This is a genomic window from Paenibacillus uliginis N3/975 (assembly GCF_900177425.1).
GTDB classification, from domain to species: domain Bacteria; phylum Bacillota; class Bacilli; order Paenibacillales; family Paenibacillaceae; genus Paenibacillus_AQ; species Paenibacillus_AQ uliginis.
Genome location: NZ_LT840184.1, coordinates 6,019,580 through 6,037,462 on the forward strand (window position 1 = coordinate 6,019,580; position 17,883 = coordinate 6,037,462).

At 41.2% G+C, this 17,883-nt stretch carries 15 protein-coding genes and 1 other RNA gene; 3 read left to right on the forward strand and 13 right to left on the reverse strand.

Features of this window, described 5'->3' with window-relative positions; translation table 11 throughout:
- Positions 1-1,180 precede the first annotated feature (1,180 nt).
- Positions 1,181-2,932, forward strand: a complete 1,752-nt coding sequence (locus B9N86_RS27955) for a S41 family peptidase (protein ID WP_208916366.1) — start codon at positions 1,181-1,183, stop codon at positions 2,930-2,932.
- Positions 2,933-3,293: 361 nt separating this feature from the next.
- On the opposite strand, the gene B9N86_RS27960 is transcribed toward B9N86_RS27955, so the two are convergent.
- The gene (locus tag B9N86_RS27960; protein ID WP_208916368.1) at positions 3,294-4,085 is read right to left on the reverse strand and encodes a sensor domain-containing protein; all 792 of its coding nucleotides are present in this window, start codon (positions 4,083-4,085) and stop codon (positions 3,294-3,296) included.
- 333 nt (positions 4,086-4,418) lie between these two features.
- Here B9N86_RS27960 and B9N86_RS27965 point away from each other — a divergent pair, with 333 nt between their 5' ends.
- Positions 4,419-4,871 (forward strand): hypothetical protein, encoded by a 453-nt coding sequence (locus B9N86_RS27965; RefSeq protein WP_208916370.1) that lies wholly within the window; start codon positions 4,419-4,421, stop codon positions 4,869-4,871.
- Positions 4,872-5,896: 1,025 nt separating this feature from the next.
- A complete protein-coding gene (locus tag B9N86_RS27970; protein ID WP_208916372.1) occupies positions 5,897-6,292 on the forward strand; it encodes a VOC family protein in 396 nt (131 codons plus the stop codon).
- 32 nt (positions 6,293-6,324) lie between these two features.
- Here the strand turns inward: B9N86_RS27970 and B9N86_RS27975 are convergent, their stop codons facing one another.
- The 12 genes from B9N86_RS27975 to B9N86_RS28025 all read right to left on the reverse strand — a co-directional run bounded on the left by B9N86_RS27975 (position 6,325) and on the right by B9N86_RS28025 (position 17,823).
- The gene (locus B9N86_RS27975) at positions 6,325-7,254 is read right to left on the reverse strand and encodes an amidohydrolase family protein (RefSeq protein ID WP_210190622.1); all 930 of its coding nucleotides are present in this window, start codon (positions 7,252-7,254) and stop codon (positions 6,325-6,327) included.
- 377 nt (positions 7,255-7,631) lie between these two features.
- Positions 7,632-8,279 carry a 2OG-Fe(II) oxygenase gene (locus tag B9N86_RS27980; protein ID WP_208916376.1) on the reverse strand — a complete coding sequence of 216 codons (648 nt, stop codon included), beginning with the start codon at positions 8,277-8,279 and terminating at the stop codon, positions 7,632-7,634.
- 484 nt (positions 8,280-8,763) lie between these two features.
- Complete coding sequence (locus B9N86_RS27985; protein ID WP_208916379.1) at positions 8,764-10,188, reverse strand: PQQ-dependent sugar dehydrogenase; 1,425 nt, start codon at positions 10,186-10,188, stop codon at positions 8,764-8,766.
- 6 nt (positions 10,189-10,194) lie between these two features.
- Complete coding sequence (locus B9N86_RS27990; protein WP_208916381.1) at positions 10,195-10,779, reverse strand: hypothetical protein; 585 nt, start codon at positions 10,777-10,779, stop codon at positions 10,195-10,197.
- Positions 10,780-10,803: 24 nt separating this feature from the next.
- Positions 10,804-11,553, reverse strand: coding sequence for an energy-coupling factor transporter transmembrane component T family protein (locus tag B9N86_RS27995; RefSeq protein WP_208916383.1), 750 nt, complete (start codon positions 11,551-11,553; stop codon positions 10,804-10,806).
- 10 nt (positions 11,554-11,563) lie between these two features.
- Positions 11,564-12,415 (reverse strand): ATP-binding cassette domain-containing protein, encoded by an 852-nt coding sequence (locus B9N86_RS28000; protein ID WP_208916385.1) that lies wholly within the window; start codon positions 12,413-12,415, stop codon positions 11,564-11,566.
- Positions 12,391-13,239, reverse strand: a complete 849-nt coding sequence (locus B9N86_RS28005; RefSeq protein WP_208916387.1) for an ATP-binding cassette domain-containing protein — start codon at positions 13,237-13,239, stop codon at positions 12,391-12,393. Before B9N86_RS28005 ends, B9N86_RS28000 begins: the two co-directional genes overlap by 25 nt.
- A gap of 175 nt (positions 13,240-13,414) precedes the next feature.
- Entirely contained in the window at positions 13,415-13,723 is a 309-nt protein-coding gene (locus tag B9N86_RS28010; RefSeq protein ID WP_208916389.1) for a hypothetical protein, read from the reverse strand.
- Between the two features lie 206 nt (positions 13,724-13,929).
- Positions 13,930-15,249, reverse strand: a complete 1,320-nt coding sequence (locus B9N86_RS28015; RefSeq protein WP_244562875.1) for a BaiN/RdsA family NAD(P)/FAD-dependent oxidoreductase — start codon at positions 15,247-15,249, stop codon at positions 13,930-13,932.
- 38 nt (positions 15,250-15,287) lie between these two features.
- A complete protein-coding gene (locus tag B9N86_RS28020) occupies positions 15,288-16,604 on the reverse strand; it encodes a BaiN/RdsA family NAD(P)/FAD-dependent oxidoreductase (RefSeq protein WP_208916391.1) in 1,317 nt (438 codons plus the stop codon).
- A 199-nt stretch (positions 16,605-16,803) separates the two neighbouring features.
- Positions 16,804-17,113, reverse strand: a transfer-messenger RNA (tmRNA) gene (gene ssrA, locus B9N86_RS31075).
- The gene (locus B9N86_RS28025; protein ID WP_208916393.1) at positions 17,068-17,823 is read right to left on the reverse strand and encodes a GIY-YIG nuclease family protein; all 756 of its coding nucleotides are present in this window, start codon (positions 17,821-17,823) and stop codon (positions 17,068-17,070) included. Before B9N86_RS28025 ends, ssrA begins: the two co-directional genes overlap by 46 nt.
- Between the last annotated feature and the right edge of the window lie 60 nt (positions 17,824-17,883).

The window sequence follows — 17,883 nt, forward strand, 5'->3', positions numbered from 1 at the left end:
TAACAACAGCAAAAACACCATCCTCATGCGGATGGTGTTCATGATGGTGGAGGCGAGGGGAGTCTGGGGTAAAGTACGCAAAAAAAATATGATAATATAATCTCGCCATCTAGCACTATCACTTTTTCAATTGCACTAGCACTGCTTGAGTAATCTCTTGGTGGTCATTGACATTTTTCCAGATCGCTACGAAAAAGAAAAACCACTTGGAGTTGTTATACTCGTATGTGGCTTGGCTTACAATACATAAGTATTAGCCTATCTTTTCAACCTCTCAAGAGGTTATCCAATTATCTTCCATTTCCAAAACGTCCGCGATATCCTGACACAACTGTCTGAACTGATCAACATCTTTCAACTTTTTGATTACTTTTAATCTTGCAAAAATGAATTGCCATCTCTACTGTACTCCAATAATTGAAATGGTTTAATATCCTTTCCCGGTATTTGATAAATCCAATGCGTTAAAATTGCTTTCATCCCCAAAAGATTGGATTCAAAATCTTCAAAACCCCCAGTGACACTTACAGTTAGTTTGATTGACAGCATCTCCCGTTAAAAGTGCAGACAATGGTAATGAAGGTGCAAATCCCCTACCCGCAGGAAAAATTTTTAACAACAACCTGCTGACAGCTATAGCGGCCCCAACTGTGCTCAGTTCTTTTATGTTCCGTTACCTCGAACTTCGTACATAGAATATATTGCATCACCAGCATTTAGGAATTCCACTCTCATTTTTATATTACCAAACCAAAAACAGTTATATCGGATATTGTATTTAGTTTCTCACCTAATGTGAGACCACCTATTTCTCAATTGATCTTTAGGGTCCTTACCATTTATGTTTTAACTTCCCAGACTTTGGCGCCTATTACGATAGATATCAGCTTCGTAAGTTTTCTTAATTCCCAACCAGTTTCTTTCGCCCATAGGCAGCACTGTTGGAAAGGGCAGGATTGATATGCTTCAGGATGAAAAGTAATACTTCATTATAGAAATGTAAGAATATTTTAGGGGCGCATCAGCGCTCCTTTTTTCATATCACGATGAATGAATTCCAATGAAAGTGAATTTCATGGTAAACTAAGTAATAATACGGACAATTTGTAAAAATTCCATTTGCTGCAATTAAATAGGTTAAAAGATCCAATTAGATTTTATGATAAAGGCGGGTGAGTAGATGAAAGAAGATAATAAGAAAAAGTGCAGGATTTTGATAATTTTTCTTAGTTTATTGTTTATTTTCATTATCATCACAGGATGTTCTGCGTCACAAGAGGTTCATCAGACTGAAGTAAAGAAGGACCAAGAATTTGACCAAGGAAGTATACTGGAATTTTCTGATATTTCCGAACAAAAGATCGAGGATTTTGCTAAGCTCAGTAAGGTATGGGGACTGGTGAAATACTACCATCCTAAGGTTGTATCTGGGGATATAAATTGGGATTATGAGCTATTTCGGGTGATGCCTTCTATTTTAGAAGAAAATTCGGATGTGAACTCAATTCTCTATGAGTGGGTTCATACGCTAGGTAATGAGACCGTTCCCGGGGATCTTGAACAGCTAAACCGGTTTTCCGAAGATTCTATACAGCTCAGTCCAACTACAGATTGGTCCAAGGACAAGGAATATCTCGGAACAGATCTGAGTCTTGAATTATCAAAGCTTTTGGATTCTAACATTTCAGAACGAAAAAATGCATATGTTAGTTTTAATGGTGATTCACCCTTTGCGATTATGCATAATGAAAGCTCTTATACTAGTATGAAATTTGATGATACAGGCTACAGGTTGCTTGGTTTATTCCGCTATTGGAATATTATCGAATATTACTTTCCTTATAAAGATGTCATCGGAGAGGATTGGGATCGAGTGCTTCTGGAGTTTATCCCAAAAATAATAGACGGGTCTGATTATGATTCCTATTTCATGACCTTAGCAGAACTGACATCTAGAATACATGATTCTCATGTTTATTTGACGGGCAAAAATAGAGAGTCAATTACTGAATATTTTGGAATTTATCGGCTACCCGTAAACTTTGTCGAAATTAACAATCAGATTGTTATAAGTAAAGTATTTAACAAATGTGGACTTAAGGTCGGAGACATTGTATTAAAAGTTGGCGACAATAGTATCGATGAATTATTAGAAGATAGAAGAAAATACATCTCACAATCTCGAGAAGACACGGCAATTAATTTCTTTAAAGCATTATTCCGAACTCATCAAAAGAATATGGACGTTACCTTAATCCGACAGGGAAAAACGATGAATATAAGTGCGACGAGCAACCTACAAGAGATTAATTTCCTTGTTGATACGAAATCACAAGCAATGGAGAACGGAGAAATCTTCTATATTAATGCCGGTCTGTTGGAAGAAGGCGAGATTGATAAAATCATGAAAAAATGGTGGAACACTAAAGGTCTGATTGTTGATCTTAGAAACTACCCTTCTAGCGCACTTGACTATAAATTAGCCAAATATCTGATCCCTTCTGAAAAAGAGTTTGCCAAAGCGTCGCTTCCTAATCCTGCAATACCGGGTGAATATTATTTTGAGCCTCTTGCCTCAGAGAAGCCTCAAGATACAGATGACGAGGTTTATAAAGGGAAAGTCGTGATTTTAATCAATGAACATACTATTAGTAACGGTGAGTTTACAACGATGTTGCTGAGAAAAACAGAAAATTCAATAGTTCTTGGGAGGCCAACTGCTGGAGCTGATGGTAATGTATTTGGAATTACTCTTCCAGGAAATATAAAAACTACAATAAGTGGAATCGGTATATTTTATCCAGAGAAAAAACCAACGCAAAGAATAGGAGTGCAGCCTGATATTCGTCTTGATCCAACCATTGAAGGAATTATGGAAGGCAGAGACGAGTATGTTGAGAGAGCTGTTGAATTAATTAAAGATGGTTATTAGAATTCCCAGAGAATCTGGAAATCTCATTTGGGGGGATTATTTGCTTGTTGGTAAGACAATTTGGAGTGTAACGAATCAATCAGTTTATTATTGGGTTCAGAACTGCAAGACACGAGCAATACTGATGGGAATATTTTTGGTATTCATCAGCCAAACGAGTATGCAAGATAGAGTTATACAATCGCATAGACAAAAGCCCGGCCTCACACGGTCGGGCTTTTCATATAGTATCTTTTAAACCTGTCAGACGAATTTCGTTAAGCTCTTCAGTTGTCCAAATAAATCACGCATCAAGTAGTGGATTTTAAAAAAAGAGAGCTTCTAAAGCTCACTATAGCTCTCTATAGCTCTCTATAGCTCTCTAAATCTCTCTATAGGCTGGCTGCATCATCCCTTGAGTAGGCTGATCCTCTTGGTACTCATAATATTGCGGCTGAACCGTCGCATGTATTTGTGTTTCCACTGGCACTGACGGCTGCTGATATGGCTCATCCACATACATGATTCTGCGCTGAATTTGCATGAGCCCATTCACGACGCGAAGTGCGACCCAAAAAAGTACAAGGCCAACTCCTACGTACAGCAAATATTGCTGATTATAGGTCCAATCTATATGAAAATAACTAAACAAGCTATTCTCTAAAATATCAAGCTGCATTTCATTCATCAAAATGATATGCACGACTGGAAGAGCAATAAATCCTAGTCCTAGTGAAATCACCGTTACCATAATAACAAAGAATACAATGCCTGTTACAAATCTTAGTAATACGAGCAGCAGGTTTCGAATGAATAGCCCCCCGTCAAAACCTCTCATCATTCGCATCAACCAGTTCTGCCCAGCTTCAGACTGTCGATTGTAGGTATACGAAACAGGAGGAGTAGGTAAACCTAAAATTTGTCTAATCATGCTTTGTTCAAAATTCACAATCCCATTCAACAGCTTAGCTACTCCAAAAAACAGCGGTATTCCGATAAATATTGGAGTTAAACCGATTGATAGTGCAAGTCCCGTTATCGCTACTGTAAAATAAATAATCCCTAACGGGAGAGATAGCAATAAATAGAGGATCGTTGCATAGGTTTTTGGATTAAAAAGCACCCAATTCACCTTACCTGCCCGCTCCATTGCAGTCGTTTCTATTGCCTTCATATTCAAACACTCCTTTGGCTTCATAAGTCACGCTCTGAGTTATAAATCCATTATATCCGCCTTATTCGCCTGACATAACCGTCTTAGGGGGTATCTGAAGCTAGACTTTAGGCTAGGACTGGTCCTGATGATTTTGTGTACAGCCTAGACCCACTTCAGACATTTATTGTAGTGAGAAAGCCTTAAACTTAACTTATACACAAATCTTTCATATCTATCATTTTTTTCAAAATAATACTTAATGAATTAAAACATCCTGAATTTTACTACCAAATCCTTCCTATGCCTGATAGACTAACGAATGTACTTTTATATTATTCCAAGGGGGAAAACATGAAGAACTTCACAAAATTTCTATCTATTTTATTCGCCGCAGTGATTATATTATCTGGATGCTCAAGTAATAATGCTGCGGATTCGGAGAAACGATCTTCGGATGAGAAGCTGGCATTATCCTATATCACGGACTACTTCAATGGAACGAAAGAGGACAGAATGAAGTTTGTTGAGGAGAATGTGCACCCTGATATGCAAGGTAAATTCCGCATTGGGGCTAAGTCAGGGGTTCCGGATGACCAGAAGCTGAAGGATCCGAAGGTTGCAGAATCTGTGCCATATGATGACGAAGACTCAAAAGGATCATTAGTACTCATTCAATCGGCAAACGATAAAGAAATGATTGTGCTGATTACCGATAATAAAGTTACCTTGGGTTTTGCCCCATCCGAGAACGCTGAGTCTGATGTGTTCCAAGACATGCGCAGTCAATTTAAAACAGCTAAATAATTTAATGGTAAAAGAGCACCGAGTCTGAACTGACCCCCGTCAGTAGACATCAGAATAAAATGATTAAGCTGCCTTAGCTCGTACTTTCGTCGGGCTAAGGCTGTTTAGTTTTTTCTGCAACCGCTCATCGTGGTAGAAATGAATGTAATCATCGATATACACCCCTCCTCACCTCCATGTGAATCATTATGTACGGAATGTACACTATGTAGTACATACACACCTGATGCGAAATATGCTCGAATATAAAAAGACAACATTCGACAAATCTTTATTTTTTGTTATAAGATACAAATTGATTGTAAAGAATAAAATAAAACGGATGGATGATTATGTTACAACTACTGCCTTTCATGATCGAAAAAATAGGAATCAATGAGTGAGCGTCAACCGTATGTGGATCAATTTAGCAAAAAATCGCACTATCCTGCCCGTTAGCTTAACGTCGCTGCCAGTTCATAACTTTATATTCAAGACACATCCAATCAAAAGAACCGGCCATCATGGCCGGTTCTTTATTCTCGAGTAATTTAGATGATTTTCATCCTTCAATAAACCAATCGCCACGCTCAAGCATAACTACACATTCTCTTGATTTTTTATTAGTAGAAGATAAAGAGAATGAGGTTTTTTAACTATTCGTGTATGAATAAGAATTCAAGAGATGAAACCAATCTTTTTCCCAATATACCCGCGTTGAGTCATACCGTTATTTATGATCTTGTTCATCAACTGCAACAGACCAAGACTTGACTACGTCATTGATAAAACCGAAGTGTTCCCACTAGTCTAAAATTAAAGCCTACATCCGGATTCGGTTGTGGATTTTCAGTATGGAGGCGAGGGGAGTCGAACCCCTGTCCGAAGATAACGCAACATAAGCTTCTACGAGTGTAGTCACGGTTTTTTATGTCACCCTAGCCTCGCACAGACCACAAAAAATTTTCAATTAAATTTTATATTTTTAGTGAAAAAGGATAGTATAATAATAAAAAATGTAGGAAGTCAAACCATAGGAGGAAATCATGGGCCGACTAGTTCATTTCGAAATTCATGTAGATGACATGGAACGTGCTAAGAAGTTTTATGGCGAGGTATTTGGATGGACGTTTGAGGATTGGAGTGATTATGCTGGAATGCCTTATTTGGGAGCTGTGACAGGCGATGCAAATGAACCCGGAATCAACGGGGCTTTGATGCAACGTCAAGGCGCTTCCCCCCAACCCGGTCAGGCTATGAATGGTTATGCATGTACTATGGGAGTAGAAGACTACGATTCTACTGAAACAAAAATTCTTAATCTTGGAGGCAAGCTCGCATTGCCAAAGTATGCACTGCCTGGAATGGCGTGGCAAGGATATTACATTGACACCGAAGGGAATATTTTTGGTATTCATCAGCCAGACGAGCATGCAAAATAGAGCTATACAATCGCATAGACAAAAGCCCGACCTCACACGGTCGGGCTTTTCATGGTATCTTTTAAACCTGTCAGACGAATTTCGTTAAGCTCTTCAGGTGTCATCAAACCGGATTTGTAAAGATTCATATATTCCTGAGAAACACTTTGGTTAAAGATCAACAAATCATCGGTATTTATGGTCACCGGGACTCCATATTCATATAGACTACGAATGGGATGGGTACCATAGCTCTCAGCCACACCAAGCATAATATTGCTAGTCGGACAAACATTCAATTGAATATGATTCTCGGACAACCATCTCATGATCTGAGGTGAGCTGGCTGCCGCAATCCCATGATGGATCTCCTGAAGCTCCAACTCCTCGACGGCCTCCATGACATCATCAGCGGTACCAAACTCCCCCACATGAGCTTTTAGAGTCAGTCCCGCAGCTTTTGCTGCTCTGTATATAGATTTGAAGCATGCAATAGGTTGAGCAAATTCATCATTGCAGATATCGATCGACCGGAACCATTGGCAAGCCAATATAGCATCCAGACGTCCGTATACTTCATCTACATTGCAGGCTCGATCCAAAGCCAGTTCCGGCAAAAACTTCGTTCGGGGAGCATAACAACGATGAAAGTCATTCATTATCCGCGAAAATGGCTCCATCCCCCCCAAAGCATCAATCTCATCTAACCCAAAGCTTAACGCCAATCTTTCAATGTGATCCTCGGCCGCCTGTACAAAGGAAGCTTCGATACGTTTTAAATAGCCTTGAATACCGGGGCAATGTCGTTTCACATTTTCATCAAACCAGCTCTGCATTCCATGCAACGATTGAAACGGCTCTGTCGGCGGTTGAATGCTAACATTAGCCCATTCGCCAATATATTCAATCGTCCCTCCGCGTCCAGCGTGGTTATGCAAATCGCTTTTTGGTATGGCCTGCAATCCCATAAGAGATTCATTCATTAAGCTATCTATAAATACTTGTTTGATAGAGAACTCCTCAAGTTCAAGCGACACTCCCAACAATCCTTTCAAGGTTTTGGAATAGGATAAATCCGTAGGCCATCGTAATATTTTTCTGGGATATCCATTGATTGCATCAGCGTCTTATTATCTATGATGAAAACTTGATCCGCGATAGCTAGAGCAGGCTTTAGATTTTGTAAAGACTGACCGCAAATACAGTCATCACAGGTATGGCATCATTCATGATACTCAAACTCCTGATGATGATGAACCAGACTTCACCTCACCAGAATAATAGATTTGTATACAAAAAAGACACTGCATAGATAACGTCGTGACATACCTGAACCAACAAATATCTTTCCATTGGTCTTCTAAGACACCCGAAAGCTTTGTCTTCTCATCCACATCGTTGCCACCCATTTTTCCCCTTTGATCACTGGTGAACCTGCATGCAGCGTAAGCTCATTTAATCTATGATTGCTATAAAAATATTCGAAGTAGACAGCCATTCCTTTGTTGGGGAAAACAGAAAGATTAAGCATAGGAAACGCCGTTTCTCCGCCTTCCTCCACATCATTCAAATATATCACGAGCGTACTGATTCGATTGTTGGTACTTGCCCGACTCGTCTCTGCAAAGAAATCATAATGGGGCTTATACTCTTGACCGGGTGTGTATAGCAGAACTTGCAAGCCATCGCCATGCTCAATGGGTATATTCATAGTTTGAGAGATTCGTTTCTCAATTCGTGTAACCGTCTCACTCTCCTCACAGAACACACCGCTGCTCGTTCTAATTTGATTGACCTCACGACCTTCCCCAATTCTCGAGCGTTGCAGTCGTTCCTTGGACAGTTCTATGATCTCATCGCATTCCTCATCACTAAGCATATTTCCTAATACAACAACCAGCGGTTCCTCGTATTTGACAAGTATTCGAATCTCTCGATCCTCTGTTTTGATCGTATTTCCAACATGATCAAATATCGTCCGTTCTTTCTTCGTGGCATTCCCTATCATCCTTGAGCAGCCCCCATATATATGACATCCATCACAAAAATAACATACCATAAAATGGATATATCCGCTTTACTAATTTCAAAAAATTTCAAATTATCTTATTTTTTTCATTCACCTGAATTTGTTTTTTACTTCGAAATCGATTCAACATAGAATTTATTACAATGAAAAAAAGCCCCCTCAAAATCAAGGAGACTTCTCTAATCTTCATTTGGTATATATATGCCTCATCATTTCACGGTTCTCCTCTGTGAATAATTCATTATGGGAGGAAACCATGCCATACCCATTGGCATCAGGTGTAATATTGTTTAGCTTTGTTTACCGTATTTGCAGCGTCGTTCCTCTTAGTATCGAATTGTTTCTGTGATCCAAAAAAAGCACCCTTACGGGTGCTTTTCGGGTGCTTCTTATTATGTATGGGGATCATGCCTTTTGGCAGTCATAGTGATTGGAATGCCTTAGAGAGGATTATAGCTATGAATTATGGAACAATTTCAAAAACAGTACCTTGGTTAAAATCAGTTACTTTCATAGAGCCATAAACCCCTAAATATAGTCTGGTTTGATCTAAATTCGTTCCCAAACTAACATAATAAGCTGATTGAGACCCAAAATTATAATCGGTTTCAATAACACTAAAATCATTTAGTTTACAATCCGTTCTTACCCTAGTATAAGCTAAAACCCCTCTAACCGGAGGCCCAGCTCCTTCATTCCGGGCAAGATCGGTAAACACAACGCTTCCCGTTAAGCCGGGGATTTGATTCCCCCTATATGACTGGACACCTGTAAGTGCAGTTCCTCCAAACTTATCGGGTCTGGGATCTTTATGAAAATAACTTATTAAAGGCTGAATACGCCTTACAGAAGTCTTTATTGCTTCATTGTAATAAGCATTTATTTTCTCATCCAAAGTCGGATTTGCAGAGCAGCCCCTTATAAACGAAGTAGGAAAAGCACCTTCCCACCCTCGCCAGCCAAAGTTAATAAATCCTTCTTGGTCATGTTCAGAATTCATTAAAGAAGCTTGAATAAGCTCAGTAACCGGTATTGGTTTATAATGAACGAATGAAAAAATCGACTCTACCAAATCCTGTCCAACATTTCCCACATATTTGATGTACTGATTATAATACCTTTGAAATGAAATGCCTGGTATATTGCGAACCCCTTTGGCAATTACCGTAAGCGTTTCCTGAATAGGTGCGGGAAGTTCATTAAAACGTGTGACTACAGGTGGATTATCGATAAATGTATGCTTAACTACATCAATTTCAATTATTTTACCGGCGATTTCCATATCGTCCTGGCTTAAATTAAATGGATCATAGCCTGATCCTCCATCTCCGGTTGTTAAAACAAGCTTTCCTGTTTCAGGTGAAAAGTTCAAGCTATTGACACCATTATGATTTAAAAATGGTCTTCTTATGTTAAGTAATGTCCGTCGTTTTTGAGATTGACCATTCGGCTGTAAAATCCATTCTTCAACTGTATCAATATGATCATATTGTATTTCCCTATTTATCCACCTTAGGTTTAAAGTTCTGGGATCACACGGGTTAGGCTTAAAAGATTCAAAAGCACCTGGAAGGGCGCCTGGACCTTGGGTTCCAGCTACTGAAAAATGAAGATAGAAAAGACCGTTATAATATAATTCGGGATGAAACGCTAGCCCTAGCAGTCCCCGTTCATCATATCCCCCACTAGAAATACCTAGTTTTATGATTCGCGGGCGAATATCCAAAAAAGTTCTTACAACTCCGTTTCCTATGTAAAAGATCTCTCCTACCTGGGTTGCAATAAATAATCGTTCAATTGAATCACCCGGAAGTATAGCTGTTTTCAAAACAGTGGGTAAATTTAAATTACTTACAATGGGCCGTAAACCAACCTTAACTTTTATCAACTAACATCACACTCCTTCTTTAGCTTTATTTAATCTCGCTAATAGCCGGAGGCTAATTTCCGTCCATATCCCGCTATAAATCAAGCTAAAAAGAAATACATATACGCTGATGTCAATCTGAAAGTTTATCCGGACCGACGGTCCGAGTAATGGAAAGCGAAAGGCATATACCACTAGCGCAATACCAACCCATAACGCGACTGAGGAAAATAATACAACCTGAATCCGATTTTTGAAATGCGTAATGCTAAAGCCCAATGCTAATCCTAGTAATCCTGTAGTGAATGGAAAGACGATTAGTTCGCTTGGTTGAATGAGAAGCAATAACAAGATGCTAAGTGCATAGGCAGTAAGGCCCGAGCGTAACGAAATGAGCGTCGACAATACAATAGGGGCAGTAGAAAACGGGCTGATCAAGTATCCCGGTCCTGGTAAGAAGCCTCCCGCCGACTGGAATAATGCGGTAATAGCGCCGAAAAACGCAATGGTGATCAGTGTTTTGGTTTGGTTTGCACCAACCCGGGGTAATATTTTTTCGGACTCCATTTGCGGTAGCGGTTTTGTCCAATAATTTAGGAGAAGTTCACGCATTGTTCTGAAGCCTCTCTCCTTCCTTTATTTGGTGTACAAAAGAATAAGTGGAAGCAGGAGCGCCAGGATTAAAACGATTATATCGTGTTTAGCTATTTTCAGTTGATAATAACCAGTTCGCTCGCATCCGGGCTGATAACATCGGGACTCCATGGCCTCTGACAATCGTTCTGCTCGCCTGAAAATCATGAGGAGTATAGGTGTCAAAAGTAAAAACATATCTTTACCCCTCCCTGCTATATTCCATCTGCCGCCATGCAATCCACGAACTCTCTGTGCCTGCAAGATTCGCGTTGTGTCCTCCAAAAGAAGAGGCATATAGATAACAGCTACAGAGAACATAAACACGAACGTTTCCGTATTTATCCCCAAGCGACGCAAAGGTGTTAATAATTTACGGAGCCCCTCCATTTGTTTTTCAGGCGGTGTTGTAGATAAAATCAACGTGATCATCAGGAAAAAAGAAAGCACTTTTAACGTCATTTGAGCTGCCGCTTCTATCCCATTTAAACTGGCTTGAAAGCCAGCCAATATTAATAGGACGACAATAATACCTCGAATACTTTTCCACACCATAAGAAGACGAAGCCCGGAAAACATATACAGGAATATGACGATAACCATACAGACTAGGGTCATTATTAACGAATTGGATGAAACAAGGGTTACCGAATAACTGATAGCAAAACCATATTTTGAGCGGGGGTCCAGCCGGTGAAGTATGGAATCGCCTGCTGCATACTGCAAGGAGGATAATGCGCCAAGGTTACTCATTGTCCATCTCCTAGTTACGTATGAGTCGCTCGGTTACGTAGGTGAGGAGCTTGTTTTCCTGCACGATCTCCGAATCGATTATTTCAGGGAAAATGAATTCAAGCTCCTTTACTAGACGTAGTAGTGGGGTTGGAAATAAAGGAATGCCAGGATGCTCAAGTACTCTTTGGATTGAGGTTGCTTTCAAGTCATAGACTAATTCTCCGTTATGTAAAATGATCAAACGATCTGCATGCTCCAATGCATCCTGAAGATCATGAGTAATGTAGACTATGGATATACGGCGTGTTCGTTTAAGAAAGGTCAGCAAAGCATGAAACTTCATACGGGCTAATGGATCGAGTCCGACTGTCGGTTCATCCAATATAACAATATTTGGCTCTTTGATCAGTGCCCCTGCCAATGCAGCAAGTCTTTGTTCTCCACCGCTAAGCTGAAAAGGGGAGCGATCCTTGTATCGTTCAAAGTCCAATCCTACTAATTCCATTGTTTTTTTCACTTTGGTAATTATTTTATGATCGCTATACTTCATCCTACGAAGGCCAAAGCCGATATCCAGAAATACCGTTTCTTCAAACAACTGGTGCTCCGGGAATTGGGATACATAAGCGATTTTGTTCCGTAATTGAGAACGGATTTTTCTGTTGTCGATCGGGATATTATCCACATACACTGTACCCTTATCCGGTTTCAACAAACCCGCACAGATCTGTCCCAACGTGGATTTTCCAGACCCGGATGAACCCATGATCGCAATAATTTGTCCGTCGGGGATGGAAAGAGTAATACACTTAACCGCTCTATGCTCCATAGGCGTCCTTTTGGCATGCGTATAGCTTACATCACAGAAATATATTCCCATATGGATTTAGCCAATTCCTTTTCCGATTTGCAACCGCCTGAAAGCTCTATACCTCTCCTGTAAAGCGCTTTTTTGAAGCGTACTACAAAAGGCGGTAGTGTATGAGCATCTTCGAGAATCTCGGACTGTTTCATTAAGGTGGGGACATCCCCCTCAAAAGCAAGTCTACCTTGATTCAATACCAATACCCGATCTGCCCTTAATATGTCCTCCGGATCATGAGTCACCTGGATGACAGTGAATCCCTTTCGATGAAGATCAGACATTAAGCTGTGCAAATTGGCGGTATTTTGTGGATCCAACATGGATGCAGCTTCATCGAAAACGATAATTTTGGGATGCATGACAAGTATGCCCGCAATCGCAACCAACTGTTTCTGTCCTCCGGATAAGGTTCGAACTGGACGGTTCCGAAACTCCTCCAGTTTCAGTAAACTCATAACATGATCTACTCTCGAAATGATCTCATTCCTCTGAAACATCAGGTTTTGCAAACCGAATGCAATATCCTCTTCAACGGTTATTCCCACAATCTGTTCATCAGGGTTTTGAAAAATAACCCCCACACACTTGCGAATCTTAAGTAAATTCTCCATTTCGATATTTTCACCGAGGACATACACTCTTCCCAAACTTGGTTTCAACAAGCCGTTCATTATTTTAATTAAAGTCGATTTCCCCGAACCATTTCCTCCCACGATGGTTACCCATTCACCCGAAGTAATGCTGAAATTAATATCCTTTATGATCCATTCACTTTGTTCCGAATATCGAAATGAAACGTTCTCGAAGCGGACGGCTAGCGATTCAGAGGAATCGGTCATCTCGTTACCCCATTTCCAAAGTCTCGATACACAATATTTGATCAGCCATTTCGGCCATATTATTTATACATTCACCATTTATATGATCAAAAGCTTGTTTGTTATGTTAAGCAGTCAGCCAAAAAGTGATACGATATACTGCATTAAAAAGAGCACCATATTAGGTGCTCTCTACTTAGCCTTCTATATATTGCGCATTTAAATGCTCAACCACTTCTAGCATTTTCTGAAAAATAATCTCATGCGATACTGCTACATACAGGTCTCCTTCATAATATCGGAATGGAATTGTCACCTCTCCTAGCTGCCAAAGAAAAAAATCTCCCGGAATCGTCACTGTCGTATCAGCTGACCGAAAGGAATATTCCTCTGCATATACAAAATCCGTTTGAGTTGCAAAATAGCTTTTACATTCATCAAGAGACATGACTTTATCACGGTGATTACCGTCAGCATTTCTCGTAATTCGATATCTAGTATTCATCCAGTACCCCCACCATCTTTAATACGTTATCTATTGTATGCGAATCGCCTATAAGAGCATGTGAAGCCAATACAAAAACTAAATGCCGGAATAAAGAAAAATCCATCACCATACGGTTGTGGATTTACATAATGGAAGCGAACCGTGGCTGTGCAAATCCACAATTCCCCGGCGTGTGTTCCCTGCGTGCAAGGAGCAAACAACTATCAATCTTTTTCCATGATACCTGTAAGTTGATCAGCAAGTGCCGTCGCGGCGGAATAACCGGAGCTCCAGGCCCATTGCAGGTTATAGCCACCGCAATCTCCATCCACATCCATCACCTCGCCCGCAAAATAGAGCCCAGGCACTAGCTTCGATTCTAGCGTTCCTTCTTTTAACTCTGTTGTATCGATGCCACCGGCCGTCGTTTGTGCATTCGTGAAACCATTGGTATCGGTTACGATAAATTCCCAACGCTTTATGAGTTGGCACAAGATTTTCTTAGTTTTCCACGATAAATCCTGACATAGGAGGTTCGGCTCTTGGTCGATCCCCGCCTCTTTTAACAGAATAGGGACCAGCTTCTTGTTAAAGATGCCGATCAAGGAAGCTGCAACAGTCCGGTATCCGAATGTCCCCCAATGCGTATCCAAAAAATCGACGACTTCTTCCTCCGTGCGGTCTGGCATCAAATCAAGCGATAAGGTTACTGTTTCTCCTCTTTTGAGCTGATACGCAGCCTTCCGGCTTAGCTGGAGAATCGGTGGGCCGGAGACGCCGTAGCCTGTAAACAGGATTTCCCCATATTCGCTGCGGATAACTTCGCCGTTGACGATGATATGGCCCAATCCCTCAAATTTGACTCCGGACAACTCCTTTAGATTCGGATATTGCAGCTTCAATTGTACGATCCCAGGTACAGGATCGATCAGTGTGTGTCCCAGTCGCTGGGCAAGCGTGTAACCAGATCCATCCGTTCCTGTCTTTGGTGCGGTAAGGCCGCCCGTACAGATAAAGAGATAATTGCTGGTATACACGACCTCTCCCTCTGTCTCCGTTTGGCACAAAATCGTGAATCGCGGATGTCCCTTCGATACGGTAACATCCAATACTTTGGTTTTGAAGTGTATTGGAACATACCGATCCTCTAGTGCAATTCGGAAAACTTCTAATACAGATGCAGCCTGCAGCGACATCGGATACATCCGGCCATTCTCAACAGCGATCAACGGAAGGCCGAGTGTGTTGAAGAAATCGACGGTTTGCCGGACGCCGAATTGCTGCAGCACAGGCAGCGGGAATTCCATTTGATTGCTGTGATATTTACGCGATAGTGCGACCGCTTCGTCCGTACCCTTCGCCGTAGATTGATTCGTAATGTTACAACGCCCATTGCCGGTCGTGAGTACCTTCTTTCCTACCCGGTCATTGCCTTCAATGATTGCGACATCGATCCCTCGGTCTCGCGCGGTAACAGCGGCCATAAGACCTGAAGCGCCTGCACCGATAATGAACAGCTCGTGGTGCATTGTAGATTTCGACATATACATATGTGTTGAATTCATTCCTTTTTCTAATGGCTTCATTTGAAAATGTGTTTCCCTAACGCCATAGCGGCCGCATAGCCGGAACTCCAGGCCCATTGCAGGTTGTAGCCGCCAAATTCGCCGTCGACATCCATCACCTCGCCAGCGAAATAGAGCCCAGGCACGAGCTTGGATTCCAACGTGTCGGCGAAGAGATCTTTTGTAACGATACCTCCGGCTGTCGCTTGTGCCTTCTCGAAGCTATGGGTATCTGTTACTTTGAAGTCCCAACGCTTCAATATTTTATAAAAGATCCCTTTAGTTTTCCACGAGAGATCCTGGCAAAGTAGGTTTGGCTCTTGATCGATTCTCGCCTCTTTCAGCAAGACAGGGATCAGCTTCTTGTGTAAAAACCCGATGAAGGATTCCGCGACCGGCCGGTGGGCGAATGTTCCCCAGTTCATCTCCAAGAATTCGATAACCTCTTCCTTCGTGCGGCTCGGCATCAAATCGATGGATAAAGTCACGGAATCCCCTCTCGAGAGATGAACGGCGGCTATCCGGCTGAGTTGAAGAATCGGTGGGCCGGAAAAGCCGTAATCGGCGAAATGAATTTCACCGGTCTCGCTGCGAACGACCTCGCCGTTCACGAGGATGTGGGCTCGTCCCTGAAGTTTGATGCCGGATAGAGCCTTCATATATGGGTATTGCACCTTTAATTGCACAATTGCCGGCACAGGCTCGACCATGGCGTGCCCCATGTTTTGAGCAAGCACATACCCAGACCCATCCGTCCCCGCATTCTGGCCAGTAAGGCCGCCCGTACATATAAACAGGTATTCACTGGTATAGACAACCTGCTCGTCTGTCTCGTTTTTTCGGCATGTAATCTTGAATCGCGGATGATCCGTCGATACGGTAATATCCAGCACCTTGTTGTTAAGGTATACCGGAACGTTCCGTTCCTCCAGAGCAAGCTCGAAAATATCCAACACGGATGCAGCCTGCAGCGACATCGGATACATTAAGCCCTCTTTCAATTTTGTAAGTGGCAATCCAAGCATATTGAAAAAATCAATGGTTTGACGGATGCCGAATTGCTGCAGTACAGGCAACGGAAATTCAGCCTGACTGCTGTGATACTTGCCCGATAAAGCCACTACTTCGTCGTCGGTATCCGTCATAGTGGAATCGTTCGTAATATTGCAACGACCGTCGCCTGTCATTGAGATTTTTTTCCCAATTCGGTCGTTACCCTCTAGAATGGCGGTATCGATACCCAAATCCCGCGCTGTAACGGCGGCCATGAGTCCTGATGCGCCTGCACCGATAATAATCAACTTGTGGTGCAAGAAAGTCTGATAATCGTGCATGGTTGGTCAATGCACCCCTTGTCCAATAGATTTATATATAGGAAATGTGATTTTTCCGAATGAAACTGCGCTATATATAATTATAGCATACGAGTATGCACCTCATAATCCCGATAGAATACTCCTGACATCACGTCTCATTACAGTGATACCCTAAATATAGAAAAAACCCACAACCTCGTGCGGTTATGGATTTGCAGGGTGGAGGCGAGGGGAGTCGACCCCCTGTCCGAAGGCAACGCCACATAGGTGTCTACGGGTGTAGTCACGGTTTTGATGTCACCTTAGCAAGCGCCCCGTAACCGGCTATCGCTAAGGTCAGCCTGATTGTCTTCTTCAGCACACCCCAGGCGGAAATGTGACAGCGTATCCCACTAAAGTTGGGCCCCTAATCTCGGCACATGGGCGATGCAGAGTAGAAGCTCGCTAACAGGTTATTAAGCTATTTAGTAATTAAACATAACTAAAGATTAAAGTATCCCTCTTCAACCAATCTGTTAAATACATCTTGGTGTGTAATACAATATAGTTGCTTAGCAGTTTCAAATGAGACGCCCATTAATAGCATATACATCCTCATTGCATGCATATTTTCTTCAAAATAAAGAGCAGTACAATCTTCAGATAACTCCCTTAAGGAGTATTTGGAGACAAGTATGGATGAGGCACCATTACTAAATAAGTCAACAATAGTATAGTTCCCGCTTGTCGCGGCTTTTTGCCCCGAAATAGAACCGCCAATTTTATTCCACTTTGGTAAGCGATTATGTTTTTCCCTAAAACTTTCAATTAAAATTCCTTCAACTATCTTTAATTGATCATATGATTTCTTACCAATTAACTCAAATGCTTCTTGATCACTAGGCGATATATCCTTAAACTTATTCCTATTTTTATACACTTTGGTCTGTTCATTTGCAGATTGTACAAATATTGAGAAACCTATCTTATCGTTATTTCGAAAATATTCCTCGATATATAACTTCTTGCATGCATTCTCATCAATTGATGTTAAACCATTATGTTGCATAAATCGAATAGTTAGATCTATAGCCAATCCAATGTATAATACTTCTTTTGTATTCAAGTCCCAGAAACAATATATTCCGGAAGATGACCAACCAATACTATCATCAGGGCAACATAAATCATCAAGACATTCAACAATCAGTCCAACTTCATCTTTGCTATAGCTATCTCTTATTATTGTTCCGAACATCTAACCACCTACTTAAATAATTAAAATGAATAGAAGCAAACTATTAAATAAAAACATCTA